We start from the raw sequence: 20,230 nt of genomic DNA on the forward strand, positions 1-20,230 counted from the left end.
GGCCGCATTGCTGACGCGGGTCGTGCCGCTTGGCAAGCCTACTCGGCGGCGATCAGCGTTTCGGCGGCGGAGAGGTCGACGCTGACCAGCCGGCTGACCCCGCGTTCGACCATCGTCACGCCGAACAGGCGGTGCATCCGGCTCATCGTCGCGGCATTGTGCGTGACGATGAGGTATCGGGTCGCGGTCTCCCGCGTCATCCGGTCGAGCAGGTCGCAGAAACGGTCGATATTCGCGTCGTCGAGCGGCGCGTCGACCTCGTCCAGCACGCAGATCGGCGCGGGGTTGGTGAGGAACAGGCCGAAGATCAGCGCGACCGCGGTCAGCGCCTGTTCGCCGCCGGACAGCAATGTCAGCGATTGCAGCTTCTTGCCCGGCGGCTGCGCCATGATCTCCAGCCCTGCCTCTAGCGGGTCGTCCGAATCGATCAGCGTCAGGTGCGCCTGCCCCCCATCGAACAGCGTCGTGAACAGCCGGCGGAAATGGCCGTCCACTGCCTCGAACGCGGCAAGCAGGCGCTGACGCCCCTCGCGATTGAGCGTCCCGATCGAACCGCGCAGGCGGTGGACGGCGGCCTCCAGTTCGGCGATCTCGGCCGCGCCCTTCGTTCGCTCGCCCTCCAACTCGGCGAGTTCGCGTTCGGCGATCAGGTTGACGGGGCCGATTCGCTCTCGTTCGGCGACCAAGCGGTCGTGGCGAGCGCTTTCGTCCTGCGGGTCGCCGACTTCGCCCGCGTCGAAGCCCGCGCGTTCGGGGAGCAGCGGCGGCGGACACTCGAACCGTTCGCCGGAAACGCGGCCCATCTCGATCCGGCGCAGGTCCTGGTTCTCGGCACGGGCGGCAGCGCCTGCCCGCGTTTCCCGGGCGGCGGCGAGCGTTTCGGCAGTCCGGCGAGACTGCGCCTCGGCATCGCGCAGCGCGGTTTCGGCGGTCCGCTCGGCGGCGGCGCTTGCGGTCGCACCGGCCATGGCTTCGCGCGCGCGGGCGTCGGCGTCGCTTTGCTGCGCGAGCAGCGCGGCGGGCCGCCCGGCCAGCCTCAGCCGCTCGGCCTCCCCCTCGGCCGCGCGCTTGTCGAGTTCGGCGATCCGCTTGGCCGCCTCCCCCGCGCGCATGCGCCAGCTTTTCGCCTCGGCTTGCGCAAGGGTACGACGCTCGCGGTCGAGGGCGAGGCTGCGGTCTAGCGCGCTGCGGTCGGCGCGGGCTTCCGCCACTGCCGCGCGAGCGGTTTCAGCGGCGGTCGAGAGGGTCCCGACTTTCGCGCGCGTGGCCGATCCGTCCGGCAGCGCGGCGACGACTATCTTCGCGCGCGCGACGTCGCTTTCGGCCTCGCGCCGGTCGCAGGCGGTTCGTTCGCGGCGCTGGGCGAGGTCGGCGGCCTGTGCCGACAGCCGTTCGAGCGCGGCGGCGGCGCGATCCTCGTCGCGCGTCGCCTCGCGCTCGGCGCGGTCGCTCGCTTCGATGATCCGGCGCGCTTCGGTCGCAGCGCCGCGGGCGTCGGCGATCGCGGCGGCGATTCGCGCTGCTTCCGCCTCGGCGCTTTCGACCGCGCGGACCGCGGCGGGGCGCGCTGCCTCGATGATGCGAAGGCGGTTGAGGCGCTCGAGTCGCTCTGCCGCCGCCGCCCCGCTGCCGCTCGCGACGAAGCCGTCCCAGCGGCGTAGCACGCCTTGCAGCGTCACCAGCCGCTGCCCCACGGCGAGCGCGCGGCCATCGTCGGTGTCGGCGACAAAGATCTGCGCCAGCCGGCGGGCCAGCGCGTGTGGCGCCTCGACATGCGCGGCGAGCGCGGCGGTGCCGGCGGGTGCGGCGGGATCGCTCGGCTGTGGCTCGGCGCCGGCCCAGTGGCGGTCCTCGGCGCTATTCACCCCGGCTTCCAGATCATCGCCGAGCGCGGCGGCGAGCGCGCGTTCGTAGCCGGGGGCGGCACGCACCTGATCGAGCAGGCGCGCGCGCGAACCGGGGCGGGTGGCGCGGGTCAGCACCGCCGCCTCGCTATCGAGCGCGGCGAGTTCGGCCTGCGCAGTGGCACGCGCGGCGTCAGCGCGCTGGCGGCCGTCGATCGCCGCGCGCTCGTTCGCTTCGGCCTCGGCAAGCGTTCGCCGCGCGGCGGCGGCGCGGTCGTGCGCCTGTCGCTTCGCAAGCGCGGCGGCCTCGCCCTGTGCCTTGAGCGGTGCGGGATCGGCGAGCCCCGCTGCCTCCGCCGCCAGCCGCGCGGCATCGCGCTCGGCGCGGTCGAACCGCTGGCCCGCGGCGGCGAGCGCGGCGTCGGCGACACGGACTTCGGCGGCCTCCTGCGCCTGTGCGGCGACCGCCTGTGCCAACGCGACCTCGGCATCGCGCGCGGCGCGCTCCGCCTCGGCGAGCGTGAAGTCGAGCGTCGGCAGGCGCGCGGCATCCGCGGCGATGCGTGCTTCCAGCGTCGTCGCTTCGGCGGTCAGGCGGGCGATCGCATCAGCCGCATCGCGGGCAAGGTCGCCCTCGCGCGCGCGGTCACCCTCCAGCCGCGCGGCGGCAGCGGCGAGATCGTCGAGGCGGCGTTCGATTCCCCGCCGCTCACGCGCGATATTCTCAAGCCGGTGCTGCGCGTCGGCCGCGGCATCGCGCGCGGATTGCGCCGCGGCGCGCGCCTCGGCGAGCAAGGTCTGCGCCGCGACCTGCGCGCTCTCGGCCGCCTCATGCGCCGACGTGGCATCGGTCACGCGCGTCTCTGCCGCCTTTGCCTCGGCCCGCGCGGCATCGGCGGCGGCGGCGGCGTCACGCCAGCGGGCGAAGATGAGGCGCCCCTCGGCCGTTCGCACCTGATCGCTGAGCGAGCGATAGCGCTCGGCCTGCCGCGCCTGCCGGCGCAGCGTGGCGATGCGCGTGTCCTGGTCGGCGATCAGCTCACCGAGGCGCTGGAGATTGGTCTCGGTCGCGCGCAGCCGCGTCTCCGCCTCCTTGCGGCGGACGTGCAGGCCGGCGATGCCCGCGGCTTCCTCCAGCATCGCGCGGCGTTCGACGGGCTTGGCCGAGATGACCGCGCTGATCCGGTTCTGGCTGACCAGCGCTGGCGAATGCGCGCCCGTCGCCGCATCGGCGAAGAGCAGCGCCACGTCGCGCGCGCGCACGTCGCGGCCGTTCAGGCGATAGGCGGAGCCGGCCCCGCGCTCGATCCGGCGGACGACCTCGACCTCCTCGTCGTCGCCGGCAACCGCGTAGATTGCCACCTCGGCAAAGTCGCGCTGGGGGCGGGTGGCGGTGCCCGCGAAGATCACGTCCTCCATCCCCGCGCCGCGCAGCGACCGGGCGGAGCTTTCGCCCATCGCCCAGCGCAGCGCCTCGAGCAGGTTGGACTTGCCGCAGCCATTGGGGCCGACCACGCCGGTCAGCCCCGGCTCGATCCGAAGGTCGGCGGGATCGACGAAGCTCTTGAAGCCCGTCAGGCGCAGCCGCGTGATCTGCATCGAAGCGGCCGCGCCTGCTGGATCAGGCGCCCCGCTTCTTCAGCTCGGCCTCCAGATCGGCCCAGCGCACGACGCCCTCGACCTTCTCGCCGTTGACGATGAAGGTGGGGGTGCCCTGAACCTCGGTCGCCTTTTCGGTCACGCTGACCAGCTTCTGGATGGTGCCCATGTCGGCTAGGCACTGGCGCGCCTTGTCCTCCGGGATGCCGCGCTGCTTGACGAAGTCGATATAGCCCGCCTGCTCGGCGATCGCGGCGACCTGTTGCGCGGGGGCCATGTTCTGGAGGCGCGCCTGAAGCTCTGGAGGGGCGGCCTGAAGCTTGTCGAGCGTCGCGGCCTGATTGGCGTACATCTGCTCGAGGAGCGGGAAGAACGCGCCGGTGCCGGCGCAGCGGCCGAGCACCGCGCTCGCCACGTCGGGCGCGCCGTGGATCAGGAAGTCGCGGAACTCGAAGCTGACCTTGCCCGTCTCGACCAGCTTGGTCAGCGGCTCGAACCCTTCGCGCGCGAACGCGCCGCAGGCGGGGCAGGTGCGCGAGCCGTATTCGAGAAGCTTTACCGGCGCATCGGGATTGCCCATGCGATAGCCGCCCTCGGGCGTCTCGCTGACGACCTGGCTCCACTGCTGGCCCGCGGGCGGCTTGGCACCCTCTACGGGCGCGGCGGGGGCAGAGCTGTTGCCGGCCGAGCCGCCGCCACAGGCAGCGAGCATGGCGAGCGGGGCGAGGATCAGGATCGAACGCATCTTGTCTGGTTCTCCGGGAGGAAGCGGGGTTCAGCGCGCGCCGGCGGCACGCAGCCGCGGTTCGAGGCGCGCCCAGTCGGTGCCCTGGATAAGCTCGCCGTTGAGCTCGAACGCGGGCGTGCCGGCGATCTTGTCGAAGGCGGCGCGGGTGCCGGCGATCAGTTGCTCGCGCGTCGCCGCATCGGTCAGGCAGACGCCGGGCGCCTTGGCGAGCCGCGGCCGGACGAGCGCGGTGAGGCCCGATCCGTCGGCGATCGCCTTCAGCGCCGCATCGCGGTCGCCGCCGGGCGGAGGGGTGATGCTGACGCCCTTCTCGAGCAGCGCCTTCTGGTTCGCGAAGATCGCACCGTGGACGGCGGGGAAATTGCGCGGTCCGGCACAGCGCGCGTACATCGCGGCGGCAAGGTCGAGGCCGTCGCGAACGGCGTGGCGCACTTCGAGGCTGACCGAGCCCGAACGGACGAACTGGTCCATCAGCACCGGCTTCGATTCGCGGGTGAAGTCGCCGCAATGCGGGCAGGTGTAGCTCAGATATTCGACCAGCTTCACCTTGGCCGCCGGATTGCCGATCACCCAGGTGCCGGTGGGCGACGGCGTGACGACGGTGCGCCAGTCGCGCTTCGCCTGCGCCATCGCGGCGCCGGCGGCCAGCCCGAGCATGAGCGCCAGCAGGATCTTCAGAAAACGCATCAACGAACCTTGCCGAGAACGGGAATGGGGACGGGATCGCCAAGGCCCGAGGCGAGCGCCTCGAGCACTGCCTTCAATTCGGGGTCGGCGATCGCGCGCAGGCTGTCGGAGAGGTCGGCGGGGACCGGGCGAGGTGCCGGGCGCGGGGCGGGGCGTGTCGGGCGGCGCACCTCGCCCTGGCGGAACACAACGCGCGCGACCGCGGCATAGCCGAAGAAGCGGTTCACGCGCTCGACGATCTCGGGCGCGATATGCTGCATCATCGGGCCGTGTGCGCCGACGACGGTGAGCGTGAGCACGCCCTCTGCGCGCTGCCCCTGCGGGAAGCGGATCGATTCGGGGCTGGACACGCGGGCATAGCGTTCACCGACGATCTCGACCCAGCGGCTGACGATCGAGGACTGGACGAAGCCGAACTTCCTGAACGCCGCCCCGCCGATGTCGGGCAGCAGCTCGCTGACCGCACGCGCCCGGTTCGAGCGCGGCGGCGGGGCAGGGGTCGGCCGGGGCTGGCGCGGCTTCGTCATCGCGCGAAGCCATGCCATAGGCGGGGCGTGTCCAACAAGGTGTCGCCCCAAATCGCCGCTCCGTTATTGGCTTGGTATGATGCTGAAGCGCGCGTACTGCCGTGGCGCGCGCCGCCCGGATCGCCCGCGCCCGCGAACGATCCGGCGGGGCCGTACCGCGTCTGGCTGTCCGAGGTCATGCTCCAGCAGACGCAGGTCGCGACCGTCATCCCCTATTTCGAGCGATGGACCGCGCGCTGGCCTGATTTTGCGAGCCTCGCCGCCGCCGACGATGCCGAGGTCATGTCGATGTGGGCGGGCCTCGGCTATTACGCCCGCGCCCGCAACCTGTTGAAGGGCGCGCGCGCCGTTGTCGCCGAGCATGGCGGGCGGCTGCCCGACACCGAAGCGGCGCTGCTGACCATCCCCGGCATCGGCGCCTATACCGCCGCCGCTATCGCCGCGATCGCGTTCGGGCGGCGGGCGGTGGTCGTGGACGGCAACGTCGAGCGCGTGGTCGCGCGCCTGTTGGCGATCGAGACGCCGATGCCAGCGGTCAAGCCGGCGATCCGCGCGGCGACCGATTCGATCACGCCTGATGTGCGAGCGGGCGACTTCGCGCAGGCGATGATGGACCTCGGCTCGCGCATCTGCACGCCGCGCAACCCGAAGTGTCTGCTTTGCCCGATCGCCGGTCCTTGTGCCGCGCGGATGGAGGGCGCGCCGGAGCGCTATCCAGTGAAGGCCGCGAAGAAGGTGCGGCCGGTACGGCGGGGGACGATGTTCTGGCTGACGCACGAGGACCGCGTGTGGCTGGTCCGCCGACCGGAGAAGGGCCTGCTGGGCGGGATGCGCGCGCTGCCGACCGGGCCATGGCAGGACACGCCGCCTGCCCTGACCGGCGCGCCGGTCGCGGCCGACTGGCGGGTTCTGCCCGCGACCGCGACGCACGGTTTCACCCATTTCGAGCTCGTCTGCGCGCTTGCCGCCGCCCGGTGGGACGGGCACACCCCGCCGGGTGAGGGCGAGTGGTGGCCGATCGCCGACATCGAGTCGGCGGGGCTGCCCACCGTCTTTGCCAGGGCAGCGAAATTGTTTCGGGAGGATGGCGGATGCGGTGGATGATCGGCACGGCGATGATGGCGGCACTCGCGCTGCCGATGCCGCTGGCGGCACAGGCCGCGCGCAAGCCCACGCCCGCCGCGCCGGCGAAGGCCGAGCTGCCCGTCGTCCGCGCCCTCGTCGACCTGTATGTCGCCGAGAAGCGGACGCCCGGCATCGCCGTCGCGGTCGGGCATGACGACGCGCCGCCGCTGCTGCTCGCCAAGGGGCGTATCGGGCTCGCGCCCAACGCTGCTGCGGCGACGCCCGACACGCTCTGGCGCGTCTATTCGATGACCAAGCCGATCACCGGCATCGCCGCGATGATCCTGGTCGAGGAAGGCAAACTCAAGCTCGACCAGCCGATCAGCGACTTCTTTCCGGCCTACAAGTCGATGAAGGTGCTGACCGATCCCGACAACAGCCTCGCCAGCCGCCCCGCGGCGCGTGAGATCACGGTGCGGCACCTCCTGACCCACACCGCGGGCCTCGGCTACAACATCATCACCAAGGGGCCGCTGCTCAAGGAATATGAGCGGCTGGGCATCATCCCCGCCGCGCTCAACCGGCAGACCGAGGCGCAGGGGAAGGCAGTGCGGCCCAAATCGCTCAAGGAATTCGCCGAGCGCACCGCGACGCTGCCGCTGATCGCCGATCCGGGGACCAAGTGGAGCTACTCCATCGGCCTCGATGTGCTGGGCGCGGTGATCGAGGCGGCAGCGAAGATGCCGTTCGAGCGGTTCGTCCAGACGCGCATCTTCGATCCGCTCGGCATGAAGTCGAGCTTCTTCCAGGTGCCGGCGAGCGAGGCCGGGCGGCTGGCCGACAACAATGCGTGGGTGGGCGACAACCTCGTGCCGCTCGATCCCGGCGCGACGTCGGTGTTCCTCGACCCGCCGAGCTTTCCCTATGGCGGCGCGGGCCTGGTCATGTCGGCGCGCGATTATGACCGCTTCCTCGCGATGCTCCAGCATTACGGGACGCTGGACGGCAAGCGCATCCTGAAGCCGGAGACCGCGCGGCTCGCCATGTCGAACCTGCTGCCCGTGGGCGTCAGCTATACGCGGATCGACGCGGCGACGGGCGGCAGCGCGGGGCCGAACACCGGCTTCGGCGCGGGCGGATCGGTGCTCTTGCAGGACGTGCCCGGCGGGCCGGGGGCGGGCACCTATGGCTGGGGTGGTGCCGCCGGCACGATCGCGTTCGTCGACCCGAAGAAGCGCGTACGCGGCGTCGGCATGGTCAATTACTTCCCCGCGGAGAAATGGCCGCTGCGCACCGACATCATCAAGGCGCTGTACGGCGACCTGAAGCGGTGAGGCCGGGTTTTACCGGCGCGGGGATCGACCGCGCCGACCGGCTGCGCGCCGATCCCGCGGGTTTGGCTGCGGCGGCGGCCGATCCGGCGGCGCGCGTGCTGCGGCTGGATGGGCTCGATCCGGTGATCGAGGGCGGGCGGCTGGCGTGGCGTGCGGTCGAGCCGGGGGAGCGCGATCTCATTCTTCTGGGGCTGGCGGATGGCGTACCGCTTTTCGCGGCGCTGCCCGACGGGAGGACCGAGGGCGCGCGCCGTGGCCCCGACCTCATGAACGCACTCGGCGCGCTCCCGCATGAGGAGATGGCGCTCTATGCCGAGGCGCGGAGCATCAGCGACTGGCACGGCCGGCACCGCTTCTGCGCGCGCTGCGGATCTCCAAGCGATTTCGCTAAGGGCGGCTGGGCGCGCGAATGCCCGAGTTGCGCCGCGCAACATTTCCCGCGCACCGATCCGGTCGTCATCATGCTCGCCGAACATGACGGGCGCGTGCTGGTCGGGCGCGGGCTAGGCTGGCCGCCGGGGCGCTATTCGGCGCTCGCGGGCTTCGTCGAGCCGGGCGAATCGATCGAGGAGGCGGTCGCACGCGAATTGACCGAGGAAGCGGGCGTCCGCGTCCACGACGTGCGCTATGTCGCCAGCCAGCCCTGGCCGTTCCCGTCGCAACTGATGATCGCGTGCGTTTCGACGGCGGAGGACGATGCGCTGGACGTGGATACCAGCGAGCTCGAGGATTGCTTCTGGGCGAGCCACGCAGACGTGGCCGCGGCGTTGGCGGGGAAGGCTGGTGCCCGGTTCATCGCGCCGCCGCCCTATGCGATCGCGCACACGCTGCTGAAATGGTGGGTGGACCAAACCCACTCGTCACCCCGGACTTGATCCGGGGTCTCGCTGCCTTTTGACGCTCGAACAAGAAGAAGCGGGATCCCGAATCAAGTCCGGGATGACGGAGGGATTTACCCCCGATCCAGCGCCTGCGGGTAGCTCCCCAGCACCCGCACCCAGGCCGAGTGGAAGCCCAGCTCCTCCAGCGCGCGGTCCACATTCGCGTCGCCTGGCCGCCCGGTAATGTCGGCGTAGAACTCGGTCGCCGCGAAACTCGCGCCGCGCTGATAGCTTTCCAGCTTGGTCATGTTGACGCCGTTGGTCGCGAACCCGCCCAGCGCCTTGTAGAGGGCAGCGGGCACGTTCTTCACCGCGAAGATCAGCGTCGTCATGAACGGCCCATCTCCCACCAGCGGGCGCGAGCCGCGGGCGAGGACGACGAAGCGCGTCACGTTATGCTCCCCATCGGCGATATCGTCGGCGAGGACGTTGAGGCCATAGAGCGGCGCGGCGGCGGCGGGGGCTAGTGCGGCGGTGCCCGGCTCGCGGCGCTCGGCCACCAGCGCGGCGGCGCCCGCAGTATCTGGATAGCTCACCGGCCGGATGCCATGCGCGCGCAGCCAGTGGCGGCATTGGCCAAGCGCCTGCGGATGGCTGATCGCCTCCACCACCTCGTCGCGGGTGCCGGTGCCGAGCAGCGCGTGGCGGATCGGCAGGAAATGCTCGCCGGTGATGACCAACCCCGATTCGGGCAGCAGGAAATGGATGTCGGCGACGCGGCCGTGTAGCGAGTTCTCGATCGGGATGATCGCGCAATCGGCGCGCCCGTCGCGCACCGCGTCGATCGCGTCGGCGAAATCGAAACAGGGAAGCGGCAGCGCGCCCGGAAACGCCTGTGCCAGCGCAACATGGCTGTTGGCGCCCGGCGCACCCTGAAACGCGACCGCGCGGTCGGGCGCGGCGGCGGCGGCCTGTGTCATCGCCGCGACCAGCGGGCGGGCGGGGGCGGCGAACTGTTCCATGGCCGCGCGCCTACCCCTCGCCTCGCCGCAGCGCAACCGCGGCTTGCCGCGCCTGGAAACCGCCTCTAAGGGAAGGCCGATTTTCATTTTGAACGGGCAATCGGCAGCGCAATGGACAATCGTACGAACACGATCGCGGGCTGGGTTCTGGCAGGATGCGTCGCGGCCCTTGGCCTGACGATCGTCAGCGGGATGGTGTACGACAGCGAAGCGCCCGAAAAGCCCGGCTATCCGGTCGAGGGCGTGGTCGAGGCGGGCGCCGGCGGCGCCGCGGCCGAAGTGCCGATCGCCTCGCTGCTCGCAACCGCCGATCCGGCCGCGGGGGCCGAAGTGTTCAAGAAGTGCGCCTCTTGCCACACGATCAATTCAGGCGGCGCGGCCGGGATCGGTCCGAACCTCTACGCCATCCTCGGCAAGCCGCACGGCCACCAGGCCGGCTTCGCCTATTCGGACGCGCTGAAGTCGATCCAGGGCAACTGGGACTTCGAATCGCTCAACAAGTGGCTGACCAGCCCGCGCAAGTACGCACCGGGCACCAAGATGAGCTTCGCCGGCCTGTCGAACCCGCAGGAGCGCGCGAACGTGATCGCGTATCTGAACTCGCAGGGCTCGAATCTGCCGCTGCCGGCCGCGCCCGCTGCGGGCGCTGCCCCTGCGGCCGAGGGCGAGACGCCGAGCGAGAACGCCGCTGCCGCCAACGTGACCGAGGGGACGCCGACCGCCGACATAGAAGATCGCGCGGTCCCCGCCTCGGGCGCGCCGTCGGTCGATCCCGCCGCGGCGGAGAAGGCGGCAGAGGTCAAGAAGTAAGGCCGCTCGGCCTTCCGAGTGTCGAAAGGGCGTCGCGGATCAGCCGCGGCGCCCTTTTTCGTTCAGCGTCGCCTGTTGCCAGCGGCCCGGCGGCTTGTCGTCGCGGTGGATACAGCCGGGCCAGCAACAGGGTCGGCGCTTGCCCGCGGCGATCTCGCCGACGGTGCGCGCGATGCGTTGCGCGCGAGTGGCGGTGCGCTTCGCATCCTCGATCCAGCAGATGAACTCGTTGCGAGTGAGCGGCGTCAGCGCGCGCCACGCCGCGGCAACCTCCCCCAGCGCCGCCGCCAGGTCGGCGGGCAGCGCGTGGACCGTCCCGGCGGGCAGCGGATCGGTCATGGCTCAGTCGTCGGGGCCGAGCCCTTCGGCCAGGTCGCGCGGGCGCACGAAGCGGTCGAGCGTCGCGCCGCCCTCTCGCGCATCGGCCCATCCGCCGTCCCAGCGCAGCACCGCGACCGCCGCGGTCGGATATTTCGCCTCGACCTCGCCCCTGAGCGGCGATCCGCCCGTCTCGGCGACGAGACCGAGGACGAGGTCCTCCAGCCCCGGATTGTGGCCGACCATCAGCGCGTGCTCGCAATCCACGGGAAACTCGCGCACCAGATCGAGCAATGTCGCCGAGGAGGCGAGGTAGATGCGCTTGTCCCAGTCGGGCGCGATCGGCTGGCCATAGCCCTCGATCACCCCCTCCAGCGTCTCGATCACGCGGACCGCGGGGGAGGCGACGATATGGTCGAACGCAAGCCCCTCACGCTTCATCCACGTGCCGACGACGACGGCGGCGCGGCGGCCGCGGGTGTTGAGCGGGCGGTCGAAATCGCGGGTGACGGTATCGTCCCAGCTCGACTTGGCGTGGCGCAGCAGCGTCAGGCTCGGCATGGGCTCTCCGTTTATATCGTGACGGCGCCCTCTTGCCCGATGGCGGGCGCAAAGGCCAGTGCCGCCGCGATCTCGCATGCCTCGTCTAGGCTGACACGATCGACGCACGTGCCCGGCGGAAAGGCGTCGAGCAGCCGCGTCGGGCAGGCGGAGGACAGCAGCACGAACGCCCCCCGATCGTCGGCACGGCGGATCAGCCGCCCGAACGCCTGGGCAAGGCGGGCGCGGACGATCCGGTCGTCATAAGCCTTGCCCCCCATCGCCAGTTTCCTCGCGGCGTGGAGGACGGAGGGCTTGGGCCAGGGTACCCCCTCCATGACGACAAGGCGCAGCGACCGGCCGGGCACGTCCACCCCGTCGCGCAGCGCATCGGTGCCGATCAGCGATGCCTTGGGATCGTCGCGAAAGATGTCGACCAGCGTCCCCGTGTCGATCGGATCGACATGCTGGGCGAGCAGCGGCAGCCCTTCGCGCGCGAGCCGGTCGGCGATGCGGGCGTGAACGCCGCGCAGCCGCCGGATCGCGGTGAACAGGCCGAGCACCCCGCCTCCGCTTGCCACGATCAGCCGGGCATAGGCATTGGCGAGCGCCGGCACATCGCCGCGCTTCACGTCGTTGACGAGGAGGACGCGTGCATTGGCGGCATAATCGAACGGGCTCGCCGCCTCGAACCGGTGGGGGGCGAGGGTCAGGTGCTGGGCGCCCGACCGCGCCTCCGCCACGTCCCAGTCGCCGCCGGCGCGCAGCGTCGCCGACGCGACGACGACGCCGTGCGCGGGCTTCAGCACCGTTTCGGCAAAGGGGCGCGTGGGATCGAGCCAGCGCCGGTGCAGGCCCATGTCGTATTCGCGCCCCTCGACCCGGTCGACCGCCAGCCAGTCGACATGATCGGGATCGGCGGGGCCACCGATGCGCTGGACCAGCGCGCTCCACGCCCCCACCATGTCGCGCCGCCAGCCCAATGAGGCGATCGCCCCCTCGATCCGCGCCCGCGCCGGTCCGTCGAGCCAGTCGGGGCCGTCCGCCAGCACCGCCTCCAGCCGATGCCCGAGCGCCACCATCGGCCGGACGAGCGCATCCAGCGCCGCCGCCGCAGCGCCCGCCGCCTCGACCAGTTCGGGTGAGGGTTCGGCGAGTTCGGTCTCCAAGCCATAGCCACCTTCGGCCGCGCCCTCGTCGCGGGCGTAGACGAGGCCCCGCACGGCGCCCAGCAGCGACTCGATCGCGCCGAAGGGTTCGCCCTGCGCGACGCGGGCGATCCAGCCCTCGGACGGGAGCGCGCGTGCCCCCTCGACCATGTCGGCGATCGCGCGGCCGCCCGCCTCGTCATAGCTCGCCACATCCGACAGACGCGCCGACAGCCCGCGCCGCCGGCCGCGCCCGCCGCTTTCGGGGCCGGTGATCCAGCGGCGAAGCTCGATCGTCTCGGCACCCGTCAGCGCGACGCCGAACATCGAATCGGCTGCCTCGAACAGGTGATGCCCCTCGTCGAAGACGATCCGCGTCGGCCGCGTCGCGCTCTCGCGCCCGCGCGCGGCGTTGACCATGACGAGCGCGTGGTTGGCGATGACGAGATCGGCCTCGGCACTCGCGCGCGCCGCCCGCTCGATGAAGCATTTGCGGTAATGCGGGCAGCCGGCATAGACGCACTCGCCGCGCCGGTCCGTGAGCGCGGTCGATCCGTTGCGGCGGAACAGCGTCGGTAGCCAGCCGGGCAGGTCGCCGCCCACGATGTCGCCATCGGCGGTATAGGCGGCCCATCGCGCGACCAGTTGCGCGAGGATCGCGGCGCGCCCGCCGAACCCGCCCTGAAGTGCATCCTCTAGGTTGAGCAGGCAGACGTAATTCTCGCGCCCCTTGCGCGTGACGATGCGGCGGCGGCGCTCTGCCGCGTCGGGGATCAGTCGCGCCCCCTCCGCCGACAATTGCCGTTGCAGCGCCTTGGTAAAGGTCGAGACCCAGACCGCGCCGCCGGCTTTCTCGGCCCAGAGCGAGGCGGGGGCGAGATAGCCCAATGTCTTGCCGATGCCGGTGCCTGCTTCAGCGAGCACCATATTCGGCGCCTCGCGCGCGGCGCGCGGGGCAAAGGCGTGGGCGGCGGCGATGGCGAAGCGGCGCTGGCCCGTGCGTTGCTCGGCGCCCGATCCGGTCAGCTTGTGCAGGCGGCCGAGCACGACTTCCTCGTCGAGCGTGATCGTGCGCGGCGCGGGGCGGGGGGCGGCTTCCTCCCATTCGGGCAGCTTCGAGAACAGCCAGCGTTCGGGCACCGCGGGCTTCGGAATGCGATCGGCGAGCAGCGGCGCCCAGGGCCAGCGCGCGCGGGCGAGCGACTGTAGCGAATGCCACGCCCCCTCGCGCTCGGGCCAGGCGCCGTCCGGGGTCTGGAGCAGCCGCTGCGTCGCCTCGATCAGGAACGGCGCGACCGCCGCGTCGTCGGCGGGCGGCTCCAGCCCGATCGCCCGGGCGAGGCCGGCGGGGGTGGGCACGACGAACCGCGCGGGGAAAAGGAACGCGTAGAGTTCGAGCAGGTCGAGGCCCGACAGCTCGGCATGGCCTAGCCGCTGGCCGATCAGCGGCGCGTTGAGGACCAGGGCGGGCGTATCGGCGGCGAACCCGATCGCCTCCCCCCGCCCGACCGCGCGCGCGCCGAGCATGTCGGCGATCCAGATGCCCGCATGGCTGGCGTGGAGGGCGGGGTAGGCGCGCACGGGACGGCTATCGGCGATGGGGAACGAATTGGCAACAATGGCGTACCCCGGCCTTCGCCGGGGTACGTCAAATCACCCCGCCGGCCGCACGCGCCAGATCACGTTGCCGACATCATCCGCGACCAGCAGCGCGCCCGTCTTGTCGCCGATCACGCCGACCGGGCGGCCCTGTGCGCGGCCTTCCTTGTCGAGAAAGCCGCCGAGCACTTCGGTCGGGAGCGCGCCGGTGGGGAAGCCCTTGCCGCCGAACGGCACGAACAGCACCTTGTAGCCCGCCGGCGGTTCGCGGTTCCACGAGCCGTGCTGGCCGATGAACGCACCGTTGGCATAGCGACCGCCGAGCTTCACCGCGTCGCTGAACGCAAGGCCGAGCGAGGCGGTGTGCGGCCCCAGCGCATAGTCGGGACGGCGGGTATATTCGCGCAGGTCCAGCCGCTGCGGCTGCACGCGCTCGTCGGTGTAACCGCCCCAGTAATTCCACGGCCAGCCATAGAAGCCGCCGAACTCGACGCGGGTCAGGTAATCGGGCGGCACGTCGGACCCGATCATGTCGCGCTCGTTGACGACGGTCCACAGCGTCTTGTCGGCGGGGTTGATCGCCATGCCGACGGGATTGCGCAGCCCCGCGGCATAGATTCGGGTGAGCTTTTGCTCGGGGAACACCTCGAGGATGTTGGCGCGGTATTTCTCGCGGTCGAGGCCGTTCTCGCCGATGTTGGAATCGGAGCCGACCGCGACGAACAGGCTGCTGCCGTTCGGATTGGCGATGACGTTGCGGCTCCAGTGATTGCCGGCGGGCGGCAGCTTGACGACCAGTTCGGGCTTCGCGTCGATCCTGGTCTGGCCGACCTTGAAGGGGAAGCGGACCAGCGCGTCGGTGTTGGCCACGTAGAGCCAGTCGCCGACCAGCGCCATGCCGAACGGCGAGTTGAGGTTCTGGATGAGCGGCGTCTTCACCTCCGCCCGGCCATCGCCATCGGCGTCGCGCAGCAGGGTGATGCGATTGGCGGAGGGGACGCCGCCGCCCGCCTTGCCGATCAGCCACGCCTGCACGCGCTTGACGATGCCGCCGCCCTCGCGCTTCGGCCCGTTGGTCTCTGCGACCAGCACGTCGCCATTGGGCAGCAAATACATCCAGCGCGGATGGTCGAGCCCACTGGCAAAGGCGTCGACCGCCAGGCCGGCGGCGGGCACGGGCTTGGCGCCGTTCGCCCAGCCCACCGGATCGGCGATGCCGATCGTCGGAAAATATTGCTGGCGCGGCGCGGTGATGCGCGGGGTCTTGCCCATCACCTGCTCGATCGGAATCCGCGCCTGATCGGGGCGGGAGAGATACCAGAAGACGCCCGCTCCGAACGCGATCAACAGGCCGAGGACGATCAGGATGTGTTTGCGCATGGCCTTGAGATAGCGGCTCGGCGGGAAAGCGAAAGGGTTGGGCGTACGAAGCCGGCGCGCCCGGAACCACCGCGGTGCCGGCGGCTTTCAGCGGACATGAAGATGCTCGCTTCCGCGCTCACTCTGTCGCTGATGCTTGCTGCATGTAGCGGCAGTCCCGAACAGCCCGTGGCCGGGGCCGACAATGGCACGACCACCGTGCCCGCGGCCTCGTCAAACGCGGCGACGAGCATGGGCGGCGATGTCGCCGCGCTGCCGACGCCCGTACCGGCAAGCGCGCCCGCCAGCCCTATGCTGAGCGAGCCCCGCGCCTGCTCGGCGGAGATCGGCGCGGCGGAGGCGAAGGCGCTGGTCGATCAGTGCCGCGCCGTCTCCCCCGCGACGCGCCCGCCGTGCAACGCGGCGAACAGCTGCGCGATGATCCGGTCGGAGATCATCCGCTCATGCGCGCTGTTCGGCGACGATCGCCCACGCGAATGCGGCTCGCCGGGCGAGGCCGAGCAGGCAGCGGATACGGTGCGGCTCTATTACGACGCGATCAACGCGCGGGACTATTCGGTCGCCTATGCGCAATGGGGCGGCGAGGGACAGGCGAGCGGCAAGTCCTACGCCGACTTTGCGCGCGGCTTCGCCGACACGGTGAGCGTCAAGGTGTCGGCGCGCGAGCAAGAAGTGGAGGGCGGCGCCGGATCGCTCTACGCGACGGTGCCGGTCACGGTGGATGCGGTGCTCGCTGACGGCCGGCGCCAGCATTTCACCGGCAGCTACGTCGTCCGCCGCGTCAACAACGTCGACGGATCGACCGCCGAGCAACGCCGCTGGCACCTCCAGTCGGCGAAGCTCAACGCGGGCTGAACCCTATTCCTCCGGCGCATCCTCGCGCGGGGGATGCAGCCGCAGCTTGGCGACGCGGCGCGAATCGGCTTCGACAATTTCGAGCTGCCAGCCGCTCGGGTGTCTCAGGCAAGCGCCCGCCTGCGGCACATGGCCGGCAAGGACGAAGGCGAGACCGCCCAGCGTCTCCACGTCTTCTTCCACTTCGCCCAGCCGCGGATCGACGAGGCGGGCGGCGTCTTCGAGTTCGGCCCGCGCATCGGCTTCCCACGCGCCGCCCTCGATCGGCACGAGCAGGTCGTGCGGCGCATCGTCATGCTCGTCCTCGATCGCGCCGACGATTTCTTCGACCAGATCCTCGATCGTGATGAGGCCCTCGGTCCCCGAATATTCGTCGAGCACCACGGCCAGGTGCGTGCGGCTGGTCTGCATCTGGAGAAGAAGGTCGATCGCCCCCATCGACTGCGGCACGTAGAGCGGCTCGCGGATCAGGCCGTCCAGCGTCGCTGGATGCGGCTCGCCAGAGGCGAGGATCGCGAACACGTCCTTGATGTGGACCATGCCGATCACGTCATCCAGATTGTCGCGATAGACGAGCAGGCGGCTGTGCCCCTCCTTTGCGAAACACTGGACGAGGTCGGCGAAGGCGGTCTTTTCCTCGACTGCGGTGATGTCGGCGCGGGGCACGCCGACGTCGCCGGCATCGCGCTCGCCAAAATGGAGGAGGTTGCGGATCATCTGCCGCTCGACGGGGGCAAGATCGCCCGCGACGGGGCGTTCCGCCTCCTGCTCATGCTCGGCGATCACGTCCTCGATGCGCGTGCGCAGCGTCTCGTGATTGTCGTCGCCGAAGAGAAAGGCGCGAAGGCCGCGCCAGATGCCGCCATCGGCCGGCTGGTGAAGGTCGCCGCTCGCGGCGCTGGTACTTTGGCCCTCGGGCATTGGGGGTCGTCAGTCCTCTTGGATGGGATAGGGGTCGTGCAGGCCGAGCTCGGCCATGACGGCGCGCTCGATCGCTTCCATCGCCTCGGCCTCGCCATCATTCTGATGGTCATAACCTAGCAAATGAAGGCACCCGTGAACAATCAGGTGCGTGGCATGTTCCGAGGGGGTCACGCCGCGTTCCGCCGCCTCCGCGACGCAGACGCCGCGGGCGAGCACGATGTCTCCGAGAAGCACCTCGCCATCGTCGCTGTTCTGCGTGACGGTGTCGAGGAGGTCCGGCTGGATCATCGGGAAGGACAGGACATTGGTGGCCTTGTCCTTGCCCCGATATTGCCGGTTGAGCGTGTGCACTTCGTCGTTGTCGGTCAAGCGAACGGCGATCTCGATCGACGCGGGACTTTCGAGCCACCCGGCCTGCGGCGTGCGGCCGATCGCCGCGCGGGCGGCGCGGTCGGCGATCGCCTCCCACTCGGCATCGTCGCCCCAGTCTCCCTCGGCCTGAACGGCCACCTCGATCATCGTGTCTTCGCCTCGGTCATTGCGCGTGCAGCTAGGGGCGGCACGCGCGAATCGCAACTCACTCGCCGCCCTCGTACGCGTTGACGATCCGGCCGACGATCGGGTGGCGCACCACATCGGCGGCGGTGAACCGGACGATCGATAGGCCCTGAATCCCCTCCAGCCGCTGCACCGCGTCGTTGAGGCCGGAGGCGCCGACACCGCCGGGCAGGTCGGTCTGGTTGGGGTCGCCGCACACCACCATCCGGCTGTTCTGGCCGAAGCGGGTGAGGAACATCTTCATCTGCATCGGCGTCGTATTCTGCGCCTCGTCGAGGATGACGAAGGCGTCGGCGAGCGTTCGGCCGCGCATGAAGGCGATCGGCGCGATCTCGATCTCGCCGCTGGCGATCCGCCGCTCCACCTGCTCGGCGGGCAGGCAATCGTAGAGCGCATCGTAGAGCGGGCGGAGGTACGGGTCGACCTTATCCTTCATGTCGCCGGGCAGAAAGCCCAGTTTTTCGCCGGCCTCGACCGCGGGGCGCGACAGGATCAGCCGCTGGACGCTGCCCGAGATGAGCTGCGCCACGGCCTGTGCGACGGCGATATAGGTCTTGCCGGTGCCCGCCGGGCCGAGTGCGAAGATGATGTCGTTGCCGACCAGCTCCTGCATGTAATGCGTCTGCGCGGCCGAGCGGGGAACGATCGTCTTCTTGCGCGTACGGATCATGATCGGCGGCGGGGCGCTGGGATCGCGGCGGATGATGCCGTCGAGCGTCGGCTCCGACGCCATCGCGATGACCGCGTCCACAAGCCCGGGGTCGATCTCCTGCCCCTGGAGCAGCCGCGCATGCAGGCCCTGCAGCACGTCGCGGGCCAGCGCCACGCTCTCCGCCGTCCCCTCGATCCCCACCTTGTCCCCGCGCGCGGTGATATAGACGCCGAGGCGGTTTTCGAGCGCGACGAGGTTGGTGTCATATTCGCCGAACAGCTGGGGCAGCATCTCCGGCCGGTCGAAGGCGATTTCGATACGCGACTTCTCCCCCGCGCGGGCGGGGACGGGCTTGCGGCTCATGCGATCCTTTCATGGCTACGGCGCACAGTCTGTCAGACTGCAAGAACGCCGTACAACGCGAAAATGACGCAACCGCGCGTCTAGGCCATACCGTGGCCTTTCGGTCACGCGGCGGCGCGGACGCGCTCCACCCCGGCCAGCGAATTGGGATCGGCGCGCACGACCTCGACCTCGACTAGGTCGCCGACGCCCGCGTCGGTCATCAGGTGGACGGACTGGAGCCATGGCGACTTGCCGAGCATCTGACCGGGCAGCTTTCCCTTGCGCTCGATCAGGACCGTGCAGGTGCGCCCGAGCGACGCGGCATTGAACGCGGCCTGATCGCGGTTGAGCGCCGCCTGAAGCCGCTGGAGCCGCTCGTCCATCACCTGGGCGGGAACCGCACCGTCCATCGCCGCGGCGGGCGTGCCGGGGCGGGGGCTGTACTTGAAACTGAACGCCTGGGCGTAGCCGACCGCGTCGACGAGGCTCAGCGTCTCCTCGAACTCCGCATCCGTCTCGCCGGGGAAGCCGACGATGAAGTCGCCCGACAGCGCGATGTCGGGGCGGGCGGCGCGGATCCGCTCGATCAGGCGGAGATAGCCGTCGCGCGTATGGCTGCGGTTCATCGCCTTGAGCACGCGGTCGCTGCCCGCCTGTACCGGCAGGTGAAGGAACGGCATCAGCTTCTCGACCGATACATGCGCCTCGATCAGCCCGTCGGTCATGTCGTTGGGGTGGCTGGTGGTATAGCGAATGCGCGCCAGTCCCTCGATCCGGTCGAGCGCATGGATCAGCGCCTCCAGCCCGTTCCGGTCGGCATCGCGCCAGCCATTGACGTTCTGGCCGAGCAGCGTGATCTCGCGCGCGCCGGCATCGACCAGCGCCTTCGCCTCGTCGACGATCGCCGCCATCCGCCGGCTGACCTCTGCCCCGCGGGTATAGGGGACCACGCAATAAGTGCAGAACTTGTCGCACCCTTCCTGCACGGTGAGGAATGCCGAGGGGCCGACGCGGCGGCGGCGGGGAAGCGCGCCGAACTTCGATTCCGCGGGCATGTCGGTGTCGAGCACGGGCGCGCCCGAGGCGGCGCGCGCGACGAGGCCGGGCAGGTTGTGATAGGCCTGCGGGCCGACCACCACGTCGACCTTGGCGCGCGCGACGATCTCCGCCCCCTCGGCCTGCGCGACGCAGCCGGCGACGGCGATCATCGGCTCACGGCCCTGAACGCGCGCGTTCTTGCGAATACGGCCGATGTCCGAATAGACCTTTTCGGTCGCGCGCTCGCGGATGTGGCAGGTGTTGAGCACGACGAGGTCGGCGGCGTCGGCATCGGCGGTCGCGGTCATGCCCTCGGCCGCCATCAACTCGCCCATACGCTCGCCGTCATAGACGTTCATCTGGCAGCCGAACGACTTGACGTGAAAGGTCTTGGGAGGGGGCGTCATGGCCGCGCC

18 protein-coding genes are annotated in these 20,230 nt (G+C 70.6%); 5 read left to right on the forward strand and 13 right to left on the reverse strand.

Translation table 11 applies throughout. The annotated features are described in order from the left end of the window. Positions 1-38 precede the first annotated feature (38 nt). The 4 genes from smc to FHR19_RS01925 are packed head-to-tail and all read right to left on the reverse strand — an operon-like array spanning position 39 to position 5,405. Positions 39-3,443, reverse strand: a complete 3,405-nt coding sequence (smc, locus tag FHR19_RS01910; protein ID WP_184023657.1) for a chromosome segregation protein SMC — start codon at positions 3,441-3,443, stop codon at positions 39-41. 22 nt (positions 3,444-3,465) lie between these two features. Then, positions 3,466-4,188 (reverse strand): thioredoxin domain-containing protein, encoded by a 723-nt coding sequence (locus FHR19_RS01915; protein ID WP_184023658.1) that lies wholly within the window; start codon positions 4,186-4,188, stop codon positions 3,466-3,468. Positions 4,189-4,218: 30 nt separating this feature from the next. Next, on the reverse strand, positions 4,219-4,878 hold the full coding sequence (locus tag FHR19_RS01920) for a DsbA family protein (protein ID WP_184023659.1): 660 nt from the start codon (positions 4,876-4,878) through the stop codon (positions 4,219-4,221). After that, positions 4,878-5,405, reverse strand: a complete 528-nt coding sequence (locus FHR19_RS01925; protein WP_184023660.1) for a DUF721 domain-containing protein — start codon at positions 5,403-5,405, stop codon at positions 4,878-4,880. Before FHR19_RS01925 ends, FHR19_RS01920 begins: the two co-directional genes overlap by 1 nt. A gap of 27 nt (positions 5,406-5,432) precedes the next feature. Between FHR19_RS01925 and mutY the strand changes: the two genes are divergently transcribed. Genes mutY through nudC form a run of 3 tightly spaced genes read left to right on the forward strand, consistent with a single transcriptional unit; the run spans position 5,433 to position 8,679 of the window. Next, a complete protein-coding gene (gene mutY / locus FHR19_RS01930; protein ID WP_184023662.1) occupies positions 5,433-6,509 on the forward strand; it encodes an A/G-specific adenine glycosylase in 1,077 nt (358 codons plus the stop codon). After that, complete coding sequence (locus FHR19_RS01935; protein WP_184025730.1) at positions 6,506-7,804, forward strand: serine hydrolase domain-containing protein; 1,299 nt, start codon at positions 6,506-6,508, stop codon at positions 7,802-7,804. The genes mutY and FHR19_RS01935 overlap by 4 nt, the downstream gene beginning before the upstream one ends. After that, complete coding sequence (nudC, locus tag FHR19_RS01940) at positions 7,750-8,679, forward strand: NAD(+) diphosphatase (protein WP_184023664.1); 930 nt, start codon at positions 7,750-7,752, stop codon at positions 8,677-8,679. The genes FHR19_RS01935 and nudC overlap by 55 nt, the downstream gene beginning before the upstream one ends. A 77-nt stretch (positions 8,680-8,756) precedes the next feature. Here the strand turns inward: nudC and FHR19_RS01945 are convergent, their stop codons facing one another. Continuing rightward, positions 8,757-9,647: a prephenate dehydratase gene (locus tag FHR19_RS01945; protein WP_184023666.1), complete on the reverse strand. Its 891-nt coding sequence runs from the start codon at positions 9,645-9,647 to the stop codon at positions 8,757-8,759. A 111-nt stretch (positions 9,648-9,758) separates the two neighbouring features. Between FHR19_RS01945 and FHR19_RS01950 the strand changes: the two genes are divergently transcribed. After that, entirely contained in the window at positions 9,759-10,457 is a 699-nt protein-coding gene (locus FHR19_RS01950; protein ID WP_184023667.1) for a c-type cytochrome, read from the forward strand. 39 nt (positions 10,458-10,496) lie between these two features. On the opposite strand, the gene FHR19_RS01955 is transcribed toward FHR19_RS01950, so the two are convergent. The 4 genes from FHR19_RS01955 to FHR19_RS01970 all read right to left on the reverse strand — a co-directional run bounded on the left by FHR19_RS01955 (position 10,497) and on the right by FHR19_RS01970 (position 15,442). Continuing rightward, on the reverse strand, positions 10,497-10,796 hold the full coding sequence (locus FHR19_RS01955) for a YdeI/OmpD-associated family protein (RefSeq protein WP_184023668.1): 300 nt from the start codon (positions 10,794-10,796) through the stop codon (positions 10,497-10,499). Positions 10,797-10,799: 3 nt separating this feature from the next. Further along, complete coding sequence (locus FHR19_RS01960) at positions 10,800-11,336, reverse strand: SixA phosphatase family protein (RefSeq protein ID WP_184023669.1); 537 nt, start codon at positions 11,334-11,336, stop codon at positions 10,800-10,802. A gap of 11 nt (positions 11,337-11,347) precedes the next feature. After that, positions 11,348-13,990 carry an ATP-dependent DNA helicase gene (locus FHR19_RS01965; RefSeq protein ID WP_184025731.1) on the reverse strand — a complete coding sequence of 881 codons (2,643 nt, stop codon included), beginning with the start codon at positions 13,988-13,990 and terminating at the stop codon, positions 11,348-11,350. 126 nt (positions 13,991-14,116) lie between these two features. Beyond that, the gene (locus FHR19_RS01970) at positions 14,117-15,442 is read right to left on the reverse strand and encodes a PQQ-dependent sugar dehydrogenase (RefSeq protein ID WP_184023670.1); all 1,326 of its coding nucleotides are present in this window, start codon (positions 15,440-15,442) and stop codon (positions 14,117-14,119) included. Between the two features lie 96 nt (positions 15,443-15,538). Here FHR19_RS01970 and FHR19_RS01975 point away from each other — a divergent pair, with 96 nt between their 5' ends. After that, the gene (locus FHR19_RS01975; protein WP_184023671.1) at positions 15,539-16,297 is read left to right on the forward strand and encodes a hypothetical protein; all 759 of its coding nucleotides are present in this window, start codon (positions 15,539-15,541) and stop codon (positions 16,295-16,297) included. A gap of 3 nt (positions 16,298-16,300) precedes the next feature. Here the strand turns inward: FHR19_RS01975 and FHR19_RS01980 are convergent, their stop codons facing one another. The 4 genes from FHR19_RS01980 to miaB all read right to left on the reverse strand — a co-directional run bounded on the left by FHR19_RS01980 (position 16,301) and on the right by miaB (position 20,221). After that, the gene (locus tag FHR19_RS01980) at positions 16,301-17,218 is read right to left on the reverse strand and encodes a hemolysin family protein (RefSeq protein ID WP_184023672.1); all 918 of its coding nucleotides are present in this window, start codon (positions 17,216-17,218) and stop codon (positions 16,301-16,303) included. A 9-nt stretch (positions 17,219-17,227) separates the two neighbouring features. Next, positions 17,228-17,740: an rRNA maturation RNase YbeY gene (ybeY, locus tag FHR19_RS01985; protein WP_184023674.1), complete on the reverse strand. Its 513-nt coding sequence runs from the start codon at positions 17,738-17,740 to the stop codon at positions 17,228-17,230. Positions 17,741-17,798: 58 nt separating this feature from the next. Then, positions 17,799-18,794, reverse strand: a complete 996-nt coding sequence (locus tag FHR19_RS01990; RefSeq protein WP_184023675.1) for a PhoH family protein — start codon at positions 18,792-18,794, stop codon at positions 17,799-17,801. 104 nt (positions 18,795-18,898) lie between these two features. Next, positions 18,899-20,221, reverse strand: coding sequence for a tRNA (N6-isopentenyl adenosine(37)-C2)-methylthiotransferase MiaB (gene miaB, locus FHR19_RS01995; protein WP_184023676.1), 1,323 nt, complete (start codon positions 20,219-20,221; stop codon positions 18,899-18,901). Positions 20,222-20,230: the final 9 nt, after the last annotated feature.

Source organism: Sphingomonas yantingensis (genome assembly GCF_014199325.1).
Lineage (GTDB): Bacteria > Pseudomonadota > Alphaproteobacteria > Sphingomonadales > Sphingomonadaceae > Sphingomonas > Sphingomonas yantingensis.

What these genes read in the sequence shown, in the direction of transcription:
- nudC (WP_184023664.1), top strand. Translation starts at nt 7,750, where the DNA reads ATGGCCGCTGCGCACCGACATCATCAAGGCGCTGTACGGCGACCTGAA.
- FHR19_RS01945 (WP_184023666.1), bottom strand. Translation starts at nt 9,647, where the DNA reads ATGGAACAGTTCGCCGCCCCCGCCCGCCCGCTGGTCGCGGCGATGACA.
- FHR19_RS01970 (WP_184023670.1), bottom strand. Translation starts at nt 15,442, where the DNA reads ATGCGCAAACACATCCTGATCGTCCTCGGCCTGTTGATCGCGTTCGGA.
- FHR19_RS01960 (WP_184023669.1), bottom strand. Translation starts at nt 11,336, where the DNA reads ATGCCGAGCCTGACGCTGCTGCGCCACGCCAAGTCGAGCTGGGACGAT.
- FHR19_RS01955 (WP_184023668.1), bottom strand. Translation starts at nt 10,796, where the DNA reads ATGACCGATCCGCTGCCCGCCGGGACGGTCCACGCGCTGCCCGCCGAC.
- FHR19_RS01950 (WP_184023667.1), top strand. Translation starts at nt 9,759, where the DNA reads ATGGACAATCGTACGAACACGATCGCGGGCTGGGTTCTGGCAGGATGC.
- FHR19_RS01965 (WP_184025731.1), bottom strand. Translation starts at nt 13,990, where the DNA reads ATGCTCGGCGCGCGCGCGGTCGGGCGGGGGGAGGCGATCGGGTTCGCC.
- FHR19_RS01935 (WP_184025730.1), top strand. Translation starts at nt 6,506, where the DNA reads ATGATCGGCACGGCGATGATGGCGGCACTCGCGCTGCCGATGCCGCTG.
- smc (WP_184023657.1), bottom strand. Translation starts at nt 3,443, where the DNA reads ATGCAGATCACGCGGCTGCGCCTGACGGGCTTCAAGAGCTTCGTCGAT.
- FHR19_RS01925 (WP_184023660.1), bottom strand. Translation starts at nt 5,405, where the DNA reads ATGACGAAGCCGCGCCAGCCCCGGCCGACCCCTGCCCCGCCGCCGCGC.
- ybeY (WP_184023674.1), bottom strand. Translation starts at nt 17,740, where the DNA reads ATGATCGAGGTGGCCGTTCAGGCCGAGGGAGACTGGGGCGACGATGCC.
- FHR19_RS01975 (WP_184023671.1), top strand. Translation starts at nt 15,539, where the DNA reads ATGAAGATGCTCGCTTCCGCGCTCACTCTGTCGCTGATGCTTGCTGCA.
- FHR19_RS01915 (WP_184023658.1), bottom strand. Translation starts at nt 4,188, where the DNA reads ATGCGTTCGATCCTGATCCTCGCCCCGCTCGCCATGCTCGCTGCCTGT.
- miaB (WP_184023676.1), bottom strand. Translation starts at nt 20,221, where the DNA reads ATGACGCCCCCTCCCAAGACCTTTCACGTCAAGTCGTTCGGCTGCCAG.
- FHR19_RS01980 (WP_184023672.1), bottom strand. Translation starts at nt 17,218, where the DNA reads ATGCCCGAGGGCCAAAGTACCAGCGCCGCGAGCGGCGACCTTCACCAG.
- FHR19_RS01920 (WP_184023659.1), bottom strand. Translation starts at nt 4,878, where the DNA reads ATGCGTTTTCTGAAGATCCTGCTGGCGCTCATGCTCGGGCTGGCCGCC.
- FHR19_RS01990 (WP_184023675.1), bottom strand. Translation starts at nt 18,794, where the DNA reads ATGAGCCGCAAGCCCGTCCCCGCCCGCGCGGGGGAGAAGTCGCGTATC.